This window comes from Muricoccus vinaceus (genome assembly GCF_042433125.1).
In the GTDB taxonomy this organism is placed as follows: Bacteria; Pseudomonadota; Alphaproteobacteria; order Acetobacterales; family Acetobacteraceae; genus Roseomonas; species Roseomonas vinacea.
The window spans coordinates 83,040-96,755 of the sequence record NZ_JBHLVZ010000033.1 but is presented as its reverse complement, the minus strand read 5'-3'; the positions used below and the strand labels follow the sequence as shown (position 1 = coordinate 96,755).

The window sequence follows — 13,716 nt, the reverse complement described above, 5'->3', positions numbered from 1 at the left end:
CAATAAAACCGAGCGTCTTTAGTCTGCACTTTGCAACAAATCGAGACATTGTGAATGAATATTTTAGGCGTCCCGTAACCGATGCCGAAGCAGTATGTTCTCTTTTTATCAAAAGTTAAGCAGCCGCCTCGTCCTGCGCTTCGATCCGCGCCCTGATCTGCTCCAGTTCGACCAGGGCCGGCTCCGCGACCTGCATCAGGCGCTCCAGTGCCGCCTCCACGGCGCCTCCCTCGTGGCACGCGATCTCCAGGTCGCGGGACCCCTGCGCCAAGCCGACCATCCCGAGGATGCTGGCCGTGGAGATCAGCGTATGGGCCCGGTCCGCCAGGCCCTGGTGCCCTCCGGACCGCGCCGGCTCCAGGGCAGCCAGGGTCCGGAGCTGCGCCATCAGGCCATCCAGCGCCGCGATCACCCGCTTCGCCCCAAGGAGCGACACGATGCCAGGGGCATCGAAGCACCCGGCATCCAGGCATTCGGCGTCAGGAGCCTTGGGTTGGCCGTGGCCCTCCTCAGGTCTGCACCGGGCCTCCGGCCGGATCGTGAGCACGCGCTGGATGGTTTCGCGGAGCTCGGACTGCCGCAGGGGCTTGCGCAGATAGGCGTCCACGCCCGCCTCCCTGAATTCGGCCAGCCGGGCCGTGAACACGTTTGCCGTGCAGGCCACGATGGGAAGCGCGCGGGCCGGATCCGCGCTCCGGATCAGCCGCGCCGCAGCCAGCCCGTCCATCTCCGGCATGGACACGTCCATCAGCACGAGGTCGTAGGGCCCGCCGCGCGCGGCCTCCACGGCCTCCACGCCGTTGGAGACCACCTCCACCCGGTGCCCGTCGGACTCCAGCAGCTCGCGGGCCAGTTCCTGGTTAATCGCCAGGTCCTCGGCGACGAGGATCCGCGCGGGGCGCGGCACCGCCGGCGGGTCCTTCCCCGCCGCCTCTCCGGGCGGCACGGGGGTGAGCGTGACCTCGAACCAGAAGGTTGATCCCTCGCCCGGCGCGCTCTCCACGCCGATGGCCCCGCCCATCCGCTCAACGAGCCGCCTGGAGATGACGAGGCCCAGCCCGACGCCGCCGAAGCGCCGGCTGATCGTGGGGTCCACCTGGAAGAAGCCCTGGAACAGCTTGCCCTGATCCGACTTCGCGATGCCGATGCCCGTGTCGATGACGCTGAAGCGTATGCGGTCGCCCCGGGGCGTGTCCCGCCGCGCCACCCGCAGCCGCACGCCACCGGCCGCGGTGAACTTGATGGCGTTGTTGAGAAGGTTGAGCAGGACCTGCCGCAGCCGGTCCCGGTCGCCCCGGAAGAACCCGCCCAGCCCCTCCCCCAGCACGACGTCCAGCGCGAGCCCCTTGTCGGTGGAGAGGGGCTGGACGAGCGAGATGGCTTCCTCCACCAGCGCCGTCACGAGAAAGGACTCGTGGCGGACATCGATGATCCCCGCCTCGATCCTGCCGATGTCCAGCACGTCGTTCACCAGGCACAGCAGCGCCGAGCCGGCGCTCAGGATGTGCTCGGCCATCCGGCGCGCCTGCAGGCTCAGCGCCTGGTCGCGCAGGAACCGCTCGGAATATCCGATCACCGCGTTCAGCGGCGTGCGCATCTCGTGGCTCATCGTGGCCAGGAACTCGTCCTTCGCCCTGCTGGCCCGCACCGCCGCGTCCTTGGCCTCCTCCAGCTCGCGCGCGTGGCGGCGCTGCTCGGTCACGGAGGAAAAGGTTTGCACGAATCCCAGCCCGTCCCGCACCGGCATGGCCTGGACCTCCAGCACCGTGCCGTCCGGCCACTCGACCTCGAACACCGGGGCACAGCCCGCGGCCGGCCGCAGCAGGTGCGAGGCGCCATCGGCGGAATGCAGCGGAATGCCGCGCAGCTCCAGCAGGGCGATCACCTCCTCCACGCCCGGCTGCCGGTCCATCAGGGGCCAGGGCAGATCCAGCATGTTGCGGGCCCGGGCGTTGCACACGGGAATCCGCCCCCGCTCGTCGAAGACGATCAGGCCCTGGTTCATCGTGTCGATGGTGGTTTCCAGCAGCGCGCGCTTGGCGGAAAGCTCCCGCGTCCTTTCCTCCACGCGCACCTCGAGCTGCCGCTGCACCAGCCGCGTCTCCTCGGCGTGCGACGCGATGGAGCGTGACGCGGCCGCCAGGATCTGCCCGACCAGGTTCACCTCGTGGATCTGCGTGACGGGCGGGGAGACGGTCCTGCCCTCCCCGATCGCGACGGCGGCCCCCACCAGCTCCTTGTGGGCATGGGTCAGGCGCCGGCCGATCCACCACGCGCCGAGCACCGCCACCCCCGCCAGTCCCAGCGCGGAGGCCGCGAACATCCGCAGGCTGTCGGTCAAGGGCGTGGTCAGCGCCGCCTGCTCCACGGCCGCCGCGATCACCCAGCCCGACGCTGCCGGCCGGCGGTAATAGGCAAACACCGGAATGCCGTCCGCCGAGGCCATGGAAACGCTGCCGCGGAGCCCCTGGCTGCGCTCCGCCAGCATGGGCAGCGGCTTGCCGGCCATCCTCTCATGCCCGGTGGAACGGGCGATGATGATTCCCTTGCGGTCCAGGATCGTCGCGTAGAAAGGCCCGGGCGGCAGCCCCTCCCGCAGCAGCTGCGCCAACCGCTCGGGCATCATGGTGCTCGAAAGAATGGCGGCGACCTCGCCGCCCCGCATCACCGGCACCGCGACCTGCGTGCGGAGGTGCTGCAGTTCCCATGAACGGAACAGGTTGGACACATAGGCCTGCCGGGACCGCATCACCTCCTCCACGAGGTCCGGATCGCCCGTCGGGTGCAGCGGTGCGCCCGGAGCATGGTGCGTGCTCATCAGCTGCATGCCGGCGGGATCGAACAGCGCGGTCAGCACGCCGGTCCTGCGCGAGAACTCGCGGGCCTGCGCCTCGAAGGCCGCGATGTCGCCGGTCTGGAGCGACGGCGCGGTCGCCAGCGCCTGGAGCATCGCGAGCCGGGACGAGATCTCCCGCTCCACCAGCGTGACGATCTCCTGGTTCGCGTTGTCCGCCGAGGCCTCGAGGCGCGAGCGCTCCGCGTTGGCGAAGGAGTAGGTGACGATGAAGGCGACAACCAGGATCGGAACGGTAAGCACCAGCACGAAGACCATCAGGTGCCTGAGGAGCGTGCGGGATCGCTTCATCGCCTCGTCCTTTCACGCGAGCGGCGTAGGGGTGGCCCGCCTGGGCCATCCCGGCGTGGCGGCGGGCCGCCCCGTTTCCCCGCCAGGCCACCGGGAGCCACCCAGCCGCGCGACCATTGATGCGGCCGGGCCTGGATGGGGTGCACGCCACCCCGAAGGCCCGATGAACCCATACGCGATCCGGCTTGGCAACTTGTAACTGCATCGCAACGGATCGCGGGCGGAGCAGATCGCGACCGCCGCGCCGCGGGGAGCGCCCGCCAGGGCATCGCACCTGGCCGGCTCCATCAGGCGATCACGCTGATGTCGGCCAGCGCGAGCACGGGATGGCCCGGCAGGGTCGCGAGAACCACGCCGCTCGCGCCCCCCGCGCCATCGGCGTCCCACCACAGCCTGCCGGCGTCGGACTCGTAGACGAACTGCCCCTGCCCGGGCAGGGCCGTGGCCTGGCCCGTGGTGTTGACGGCGAACTGCCCGGCCAGGAGAGCGCCGGCCAACAACCCGCCACCGAAGCCCTTGGCCGAGACCTCGACCCGGTCCAGGCCCGACACGAAGCCGATGATGGTGTCGCCCTGCTCCGCCACCGAGTGGTACCGCAGCGTATCCGCCCCCGCCGCGCCCTCCAGCCGGTCCGCCCCCATACCGCCCTCGAGCGTGTCGTTGCCGGCGCCCGCGGCAAGCCTGTCGTTTCCTCCGCCCCCGAAGAGCCGGTCCGCCGCGCCGCCGCCCACCACCAGGTTCACGAGGTCATTGCCGGTCAGTGTCAGCCCTGTCGCGCCGGCACCGTAGTTGCTGCGCAGCTCCTCGATCTCCGAGCCCGCCGCCATGGTCCAGTTCGCCGTGGCGAACACCACGTCCCGCGCACCGCCGCCCGCAAGCTCCACCACGATGTCGCCCGTGTTGTCCACCAGGTAGGTGTCGCTGTCCGCCCCGCCCAGCATGGAGTCCTGCCCCGTGCCACCCTCCAGCCGGTCCGTCCCCGCACCACCCGTCAAGGTGTCGTTGCCGGCCGCGCCGGACAGCGTGTCGTTGCCGCCATTCCCGCCAAGGAGGTTGTCCCCGCCGCTTCCCTTCAGCGTGTCGGCCGAGGCACCGCCTCGCACCCCCTCGAAGCCGGAAAGCGTGTCGCCCTGCGCGTCGGCGCCGCTGGCCGAGGAGGTGGCGAGGTTCACGGACACCCCGGCGGCCGAGTGCTCGTAGCTGACGATGTCGAACCCGCCCTCACCCGACAGCACGTCCGCGCCCGCACCGCCCTCGATCAGGTTGGCGCCCGCGTCGCCTCGGATGCGGTCGGCGAAGCGCGAGCCGATCACGTTCTCCACGTTCAGGATGTTGTCCCGGGCGGCGTCGCCTCCTGCGGCCTCGGGCGCCAGGAACTTGCCGGCCGCCACGCGCAGGTCGATCGTCACGCCGGCGCCGGAAGCGCCGTAATCCACCGTGTCGGTCCCGGCGCCGCCATCCACCTCGTCTCGGTCCGATCCCGGTGTCAGCCAGTCGTCGCCCGCGCCGCCCGACAGAAAGTCCTTGCCGGCCCCACCCGTGATGGTGTCGGCCCCGTCGCCGCCGAAGAGGCTGTCGCCCCCCAGCCCACCGTTCAGACGGTCATCGCCCGCCTCGCCGTAGAGCATGGCATCGCGCTTGCCGCTTCCGGTGCTGCTGCCGGCGTACAGGGTATCGTTGCCGTCCTCCCCGTGCAGGGCATCGTTGCCGCCGCCGCCGCTGATCGTGTCGTCGCCCTTCCCCCCGTAGATCGTGTTATCCCCGGCGCTGCCGGTGATCACGTTGCCCAGCCCGTTGCCCACCAGCACCAGCGCCACGCCATTGGCGGCGGAGGCAGCCGAGAAGTCGTGGTCCGCCTCGCCGGCCTGCATGTCGCGCTCCTCGGACACCTGAAAGGTGTCCCAGTGCCCGTGGGCGATACCCGTGTTGCGCGCGATCAGGTCCGACAGGTGCTGCGCGTTGATGTCGTTCACCAGCATGGTGCCGTCGAGCTGGTGCAGGTAGTAGAAGCGGTCGCCCTCCTGCAGCCGGTCGAGCTGCTCCTGGAAGATCCAGGTGAAGGTGGCGCCCATCTGGCTGGCGCCGGTGGGGTTCTCCGCCAGGCCGCCGATCCAGAGATCGACGTCGTTCACATGGCTGATCCCGGTCCCGTTCAGCAGGCCGCTGGAGGAGTCCACATGGTCCTCGCCATAGACCGCCTTGAAAAGGCCGAGCAGCTCTGCCCTCTGGGCGGCATTGCCGCGAAGATGCGCGCCGAAGTCGTCCCAGCTCTGATAGGCCGTCATCGAGGGAGCGCCGGAGCCCGCGGCATAGTCCGAAGCCTGGCCAAGCCGGGAAAGGCTCGTGCCATGGGCACTGACATAGGACCTGAACTCATTCAGGGAGGGCAGCCCCAGCTCCCGTCCGCGCATGATGTTGGCCGCACCCAGATCGAGCGGCAGTCCGAGAAGCTCGCTCCGCACGGCCTCGACGATCACCTCGTCGATCCGCTGATGCGCCACGCGGGTGCCGCCCGCGATAAAGGAGGCGGTGCCGCCGCCGACCTCCGGATGCGCCCCGTCCTGCCCGCCGAACATCGCGGGGTTGAGGAAGGCATCGATCAGCGGCACCTCGCGCAGCGTCCCGTCCACGTTCACGTAAGGGATCGTCTCGTTGATCATGGAATGCCCGACCCGGTACATCGCACCGGCGAACTCGTCCGAAATCGTGGCGTTGACGCCGGGGTCGTAGCCGGAGAAGCCGTGGTCCCCGCTGCCGGGGATCTCGCCCGACATCTTGGCCGCGAACTCGTCGAACACCACCCGCTGGTACTCGGCCGAGGTGATGACCTTGGCCATTTGGAACACCTGCTCGTCGCTCCACTCCGGGTGCAGCGCGTGGAGCTGCCCGGCCTGGACGTTGTGCTCGCGGTGGAACACCGTGTGCACGGCCGTCAGCGCCACGTTCTCGTTGGCGCGGTGATCGCCGCCGACATAGTAGGAAAGCAGGCTTTCAAGGCTAAAGTTCGGGTCCGGGTTGCCGCTCCGGTCGAGCGGCGAGGTGTCGAAGTCGTTCTTGTCCCCGATCATGATCGTGTGCTTGCCGTCACCGATATCGGCGAAGTCCACGAAACCCCGCGCCGCCCGGAGGAAGTTCCAGCCGGCCTGGTCCCCGCCCGGGCTGCCCGCCAGGAGAAGGGCATGGTCCATGTCCGCCTGGGCGAGGCCGTTGTTCAGCAGGATGTCACGGTAGGTCGCGAGCGTGCCGCGGCTGACGCCGTCCGGTCCGACCTCCTGATGCCCGTCGAGCAGCCGGAAGGTCTTGACCAGGTACCCCTCCGCATCGCGCATCACCTGCCCGCCGGCATCGCGCGCCGTCTCGCGCAGCAGCCAGGTCATGCCCGGCTCGGAGCCGTAGGTCTGGTTCTGGTCGACGAAGGGGGAGACCTTGTTCAGGTGCTCCGTCCCGCCGGCATTGTCGAGAACCGCATGGCCACCGGCATCGACCGTGTAGCGTGCGGCACGCCCGCCGATCAGGAACTGGAGCTGCGGCGGCACTCCCTGGGCCAGGATGTTGTCCGTCGTGTCGATGTTCAGCCCCGGGTTTGCGGCCGCGATCCGCGAGAGCGTCCCGTTGATCCCGCCGAGGTCCACCACCTGCGACCCGCCGCCGCGATCGTAGAAGTCCAGCCCATGGTCGAAGAACTGACCGAAGGACATGAGAAGGAGATTGGTGCCATGGGTGTTCGGCATGTCCACCGACTGCCCGCCCTGATCCACGCGCTCCGACACCACGTCGCTGATCAGGCGCTCATTGGGCAGCAGGCTGCCGGAAGCCCCGGTCTGCCGCACGCCGTTCACCGTGCCCGGCTCGAAATGCGCGGGCGTCAGCCGGACAAAGGGCTGGTCCGCGTTGCCCCAGCTTGGATGGGCGAGGTTGTTTCCCTCTCCATTGACCTTCCGGAACTCGCCGTCGGCGAAGAGTTCCGTCAGGAACGCCGCGTCCTCTGGCCGAAGCTCGATCGTCATCGTGGCTGTTTCATCGGGATGGGTTGGCCGGAGTCACCGCAAGGAGAAGGGGCCGGCGCGGCGTCACCGCGCCGGCCCCCGTGCATCGCCCAGGCCTGTCTGCTCAGACGTGGAAGATGAAGTCCGACGCGGTGATCGTCGCGACGTTTGTCGCGGCCAGGGTGATCGTATCGGCCCCGATGCTGATCCGTACCGCCGCGCCGACCTGCGCGATCGCCACCTGGGCGGCGAAGCTGCCCGCCGTGATGGCGGCATAGGAGGTGAGGTCGATCAGGTCCTGCCCACCGGCCGGGTTTGCATCGAAGTCCGTGATGCGGTCGGTGCCGAAGCCGGCGGCGAAGACGAAGGTGTCGCTTCCCCCGGCGCCGGTCATGGTGTCGTTGCCGGAGCCCCCGGCGATGGTGTCGCTGCCTCCCCCGGCGGACAGGGTGTCATTCCCCCCACCACCGAAGAGCTGGTCCGCCGCGCTGCCGCCCACCACCAGGTTCACGAGGTCATTGCCCGTGAGCGTCAGCCCCGTGCCGCCGACGCCGTAGTTGCTCCTGAGCTCCTCGATCTCCAACCCCGCCGCCATGGTCCAGTTCGCCGAGGTGAACACCACGTCCAGCGCACCGCCCCCTGCCAGCTCCACCACGATGTCGCCCGTGTTGTCCACCAGGTAGGTGTCGCTGTCCGCCCCGCCCAGCATGGAGTCCTGCCCCGTGCCACCCTCCAGCCGGTCCGCACCCGCACCGCCCGTCAGCGTGTCGATTCCCCCGCCGCCGATCAGCGTGTCGTTGCCGTTGCCTCCGGAAAGGCCATCCGCCGCGCCGCCGCCAATGATGGTGTTGGCCAGGCCGTTGCCCGTGAGCGTCAGCCCCGTGGCGCCGGCGCCGTAGTTGCTGCGCAGCTCCTCGATCTCCGCGCCCGCCGCCATGGTCCAGCTCGCCGAAGCGAACACCACGTCCAGCGCACCCCCGCCCGCCAGCTCGACCACGATGTCGCCGATGTTGTCCACCAGATAGGTGTCGCTGTCCGCGCCACCGAGCATGGAGTCCACACCGGTGCCACCCTCCAGCCGGTCCGCACCCGCACCGCCCGTCAGCGTGTCGCTCCCGGCCGCGCCCGTCAGGGTGTCCGCACCCGCGCCGCCAAGCAACTGGTCCGCCGCGCCGCCGCCGATGATGGTGTTGGCCAGGCCGTTGCCCGTGAGCGTCAGCCCCGTGCCGCCGGCGCCGTAGTTGCTCCTGAGCTCCTCGATCTCCGCGCCCGCCGCCATGGTCCAGTTCGCCGAGGCGAACACCACGTCCAGCGCACCGCCGCCCGCAAGCTCCACCACGATGTCGCCCGTGTTGTCCACCAGGTAGGTGTCGCTGCCCGCCCCGCCCAGCATGGAGTCCTGCCCCAGCCCACCCTCCAGCCGGTCCGCACCCGCATCGCCCGTCAGCGTGTCGCTCCCGGCCGCGCCCGTCAGGGTGTCCGCACCCGCGCCGCCAAGCAACTGGTCCGCCGCGCCGCCGCCGATGATGGTGTTGGCCAGGCCGTTGCCCGTGAGCGTCAGCCCCGTGGCACCGGCACCATAGTTGCTCCGCAGTTCCTCGATTTCGGAACCCGCTGTCATGGTCCAGCTCGCCGAGGTGAACACCACGTCCAGCGCGCCGCCCCCGGCCAGTTCCGTCACGGCGTCGCCGGCATTGTCCACCAGGTAGGTGTCGCTGTCGGCACCGCCCGCCATGTCGTCCGCACCGCTCAGCCCGTTCAGGGTGTCGGATCCGGCGCCGGAACGAAGGATGTTCGCCCGGGCGTCGCCCACCAGGTTCTCCGGGGCAATGTCCTGCACCGCGATCGTCACGTTCTGCGCGAAGGACAGGCTGCCGTCGCTCACGCTCACCTGCACCACATGGCTCGCGCTCTGCTCGAAGTCGAGCAGGACCCGGTCAGCCACCGTGATCTGCCCGGCGGCATTGATCGCGAAGCGGCCACCCGCATTGTTGGTCAGGCTGTAGGTCAGCCCCGTCGAGTCCGGGTCCACCCCCGTCACCGTGCCGACAACCGTGCCGTTCACGACGTTCTCGTCAACCAGGAGCGGATCGGAAAGAATGTCGGTCGGCGCGTCGTTCACGGGGATCACTGCGGCCGTGGCGGCGGAGGCAACGGCCTCTGGCACCCCGAGGCCGTCGAGGAACGTCGCCACCGCCCGCAGTTCCAGCCCTGCCTCGGCATCGCCCGGCGTGAAGCTGGCCCCGGTCGCGCCCAGGATGTCCTGCCAGCCGGTCCCGTCGGAAACCTGCCAGTGAATGGCGATCGTGCCGGCACGGATCAGGTTGGGATCGCTCAGCGACACCACCGTCGCCGTCAGCACCTGCTTTTCCGTCGGCGTGGTGTCGCTGACCGTGACAATGCCGGTGGCCACGGCGTTGGTGGAGGAAACCACCAGCGTCTGGTCCGCGAACTGCATCCGCTCGACGTTCCGGACGTGGTCCGACCCATCGGTTCCCACGGTATCCGTCACCACGCGCACGCCGTTGGCATCCGGCGCGCTGATCGTGTAGTCGGCGAAGTTTCCGCTGAACACCGCGGTGTCCACCTCCGCCGGGGTTACCCCGGCATAGACGATCTCCCTGACGATCTGGAGCTGGCCCGGGTTGATCGTACCGGCCAGCATCTCGGCCTTGATCTCGTTCAGGCTGTCCACCGAACGGATCACCGGCCCCGTGCCGTCCTTGTTGGCATGCACGGCGATCCGCACGTTCAGCCAGGCGTCGCCGTCGATGAAGTCGTCGCCCAGGTTGCCGCGGATCACGTCGTTCCCGGCGCCGCCGATGATGATCTCGGCACCGGTATCCGTGTCCATCACCACTTGGTCCGCCGGACCGGCCGCCACGCCCAGCATGGCCCGCAGCCCGTCGATCCGGTCCACGCTCGCCTGGGTCAGGGAATCCGCGAAGGCCTCGCCGGCGAGCAGCTTCGCCGCACCCGTCAGCACGTCGTTGAACTTCCAGCCCGACAGACCCTCGACGGAGTCGAAGCGATCCCGCAGGATCAGCGCCTGCCGCGTGTCGAAGGGGCGGATGCCCAGGTCGGAGTCGGCCGGGTTCGTGGCGCCCTTGTGAATCGCCCAGTCGAAGCCGTCCATGCCGTTGTTGCGCTGGATCCCGGCCCCCTGAACCATGATGTCGTCGCCGTTCTCCCCGTCATAGTCGGTGTCGTTGCTCTGCCCGTTCAGCACGTCGTGGCCGACGATGGTGCTGTTGAAGAACAGCTGCGAATTCTCGCCCGACAGCCCGTCGAATCCCTCCCCGCCCTCGATCCAGTCGTCGCCCTCGTTCCCCATCAACCCGTCCGGCGCGCTTCCGCCCAGGATGAAGTCGTTCCCCTCGCCGGCGAAGACCTCCTTGGTGTCCGTGCTGCCCATGATGAAGTCCTGGCCGCTCCCTCCGAACAGGAGGTCGATGCCGGTGCCGCCGCTGATGACGTCGTTGCCGTCCTCGCCGCGCAGCATGTCGTCGCCGAAGGGATCCTCGATGATGTCGTCGCCCGTGCCGCCGAAGACCTGGTCGGACTCCATGCCGGCATCGAGGCGGTCGTCGCCCCCGTCACCCCACAGGGTGTCGATGCCCTTGTCGCCGATCAGGGTGTCGTTGCCCTCGGTGCCGCCCAGCACCACGTGCTCGCCGCCGCTGAACTTCAGGGTGCCGCCGACATCATGCTGCACCCCGCCCACGTCGATCGTGGACGCGCCGGTGTAGTCGCGCACCACCTTGGGATCGATCCCCTGCTGCGCCGCGCCGTCCCATTCCGGGTCCGCCCCTTCCTGCGCGATCCCGCGGTCGAGCTCGAGAATGACGTCAGGCGTCTTGAAGAGGCTGCCGTTCAGGTGGGTGGCGTACTGGTCGCCGAGCGCCGTGTTACGCATCACCATGTCGGTGAAGGTGTTGGGCTCGAGCTGGTTGAGCAGGTTCAGCCCCTGCGTGCGGCTCAGATAATACATCCGGTCGCCGTTCTGCAGGTGCTCCAGCTGGTACTCGAAGACGAAGTTGAAGGTGGAGCCCAGCATGCCGCCGAACTCCTTCTTCTCCTCCGCCAGGCCGCCGATCCAAAGGTCCACATGGTTCAGGCCGCCGCGGCTGTCGTCGTTCGGGCCCGAGCCGTCGGGAGCATAGATCCCACGCGCGTTCAGGAAATCGAGGCGGTCGGCCGGTGCGCCGGAGCCGCCCAGCACCAGCAGCGACGCCGCCCCGCGCTTGGCCTCCAGCGTGGCCGCACCTACGACCGTCGCGTGCGTGCCGTAGGCGGCGATGAAGTTGATGATCGAGAGAGGATTCTTGATGTTCTGGGCGAAGTCCGCCCAGCTCACATAGGGCTTGAGGTTCGGGTCGCTGAAGTCATGGTAAAGCTGCGCCCTCGTGTCGTTGAGCGAGGGAATGCCCTGCTCGCGCCCTCGGGCGATGTTCAGCGCTGGCAGGTCAAGGGGCAGGCCCAGGAGGTTCGTCTGCAGCGCCGGCACCACGAACTCGTCGATCTCGTTGCCGACGTCGCGCGTCAGGCCGCGGATGATGTTGGCGTTGGTGGTCGCGAGGTCACCGCCGCTGGCCAGGTACATCTGCGGGTTCAGGAAGGCGGCGATCAGGGTTTCCTGGTTCGCGTCGCCGTTCACCGTGGTCAGGTCGTTCTCCAGCCGGTCCACCGTGTCGGTCAGCATGGAGTGGCCGAAGCGGTACACCACATGCGCGAATTCGGCGAGGATCGAGGCGTCGATTTCGGCGCTGTTGGTGAACACGAAGGGGTCCACGTTCGGCTGCACCGACCGCGCGAACTCCTCGAACACCAGGTGCTGGTACTGCATCTCCGTGACGAACTTGGCCGCCTGGAACAGCCGCTCACCGTCCCAGACCAGCGCCGCAGGGTTGGCCGGAATGGCATCGTCCGCGCCGAGGTCCACCAGCAGCCACTCGTTGATGAAGGCCTTGTCGTCGGTGGCCAGGATCGTGGCCCTGCTGGCCTCCACCAGCCGATTGTGCTCGGAATGGAAAACCGAGTGAACCGCGGTCAGCGCGATGTTCTCGTTGCCGCGCCCGTCGCCGGTGATGAAGTGCGCGTTCAGCATCTCGTCGTCATAGGTCAGGGGATTGTTGTCATCCCCCACGCCGGGATCGCTGTCCGCCACCTGACGAACATCGTTCCCGTTCATGATGCCGTCGTGGTTGAAGTCTCTGAAGCCGGGGGTGGCGTGGTGGGCGATGTCGTTCAGGAAGGCATGCCCGGTGCGAAGCGCGCCCACTTCCTCCAGCCGCACCGGCGCCGCCGGCGTGCCCGACGCCACGATGTCGTCGGCGGTGTTCAGGATGCCGTCCGCCCCCGCGCCGGTGATCACCTGCGCGTAGCCGGTCGCGGGGTCGGGGATGAAGCGGCCGTAAGGGTCGGTGCGGAGCAGGGGCACGTTGTGCACGTCGAAGTCGGTCAGCTCGATCCCGAGCATGGCCAGCGCCTGCGCCTTCACATCGCCCCAGTTTCCGATCGCACCGTTCTGGGAACCGCCCTGCACCGTGCCGTCCAGCAGCCGGCCGGTCGCGACCGTCCTCAGCCCCTCACCGGTATCAACCCTCGCGTACTCGCGCAGAAACACCTGGTGCGATGCGTGGGAGGTATAGGTCTGGTTCTGGTCCACGAAGGCGGTGGTCGTGTTCTCCGCCTGCACAACGCCGTTCACCACGAAGGGCGTTGCCCGCGTCAGCGCCATGAACTGAAGCTGCGGGTTGGTGACCTCGTCGCCAGTGCCGGCAATGCCGTCCGGGCCGACGGTGATCAGAGGGTCGTCCGCCTTCAGGGGGATGTAGACCGTGCCGTTGCCGCCCTTGGTGACAAGGTCCAGCCCGTGGTCGAAGAACTGCCCGAAGAAGGTCATCCAGGAGTTGAAGCCGGGCGACAGGCCGATGTCGGGCGACTGGTTCGGAATGTACGCGAGATCGGCATTCGTGAGGGCGACATGGATGCCGTCGCCCGCCAGGCTGGAGCTGGGCGCCACGGGGGTCTTGCCGGGGTTCGTGGCCTGCCAGGCTTCAACCGACAGCGGGTTGGCGAGCCAGGCCTCGACGGCGGCGGGGTTGTCCACGGTCTGGTTGGTGATCAGGTTGCTGATCGTGCGCGGGGCGGTGTCCACCACATCGCCCGGCGCCTGGTAGTTCGTGTTGGTCACGGGACCGAAGGGCCCCGACCCCGTGTTGTTGATGTAGGAAGGGTCCAGCAGGCGCGGAAAGGTGTTTCCCGCGGCGCCGTTCAGCGTGCTGCCGGGATTGAGGTTGTTGTCGCTGCCATCCACCGCGCGCAGGCCGAAGGGAAGCAGCGCCGCGTCCTGGCCGATGACCGAGGTGAGGGACTCGCCGGCGGAAACGCGCTCGGCGATCTGGATCTGCTTCAGGATGAAGGCGAGATCGTCCTGGTTCACGGTGAAGGTCATCGCGCAACTCCGATCGGGCAAGGGGATTTGCTCTGACGGGAGTGCCGCGGGGCGGTGTTCTCCCGGGCGGATGATCGGCCCGGGATTGTTGGCGCTGCTAGCTGGACATCAGGCCTAGCCGTCGGGGG

General features: G+C 68.7%; 3 protein-coding genes. All 3 read right to left on the bottom strand.

The window, feature by feature from the left end:
* Positions 1–115: 115 nt before the first annotated feature.
* Entirely contained in the window at positions 116–3,145 is a 3,030-nt protein-coding gene (locus ACFFIC_RS13175; RefSeq protein ID WP_377050994.1) for an ATP-binding protein, read from the bottom strand.
* 287 nt (positions 3,146–3,432) lie between these two features.
* A complete protein-coding gene (locus ACFFIC_RS13170) occupies positions 3,433–7,152 on the bottom strand; it encodes a peroxidase family protein (protein ID WP_377050992.1) in 3,720 nt (1,239 codons plus the stop codon).
* A 103-nt stretch (positions 7,153–7,255) separates the two neighbouring features.
* Positions 7,256–13,588: a peroxidase family protein gene (locus ACFFIC_RS13165; RefSeq protein ID WP_377050990.1), complete on the bottom strand. Its 6,333-nt coding sequence runs from the start codon at positions 13,586–13,588 to the stop codon at positions 7,256–7,258.
* Positions 13,589–13,716 lie beyond the last annotated feature (128 nt).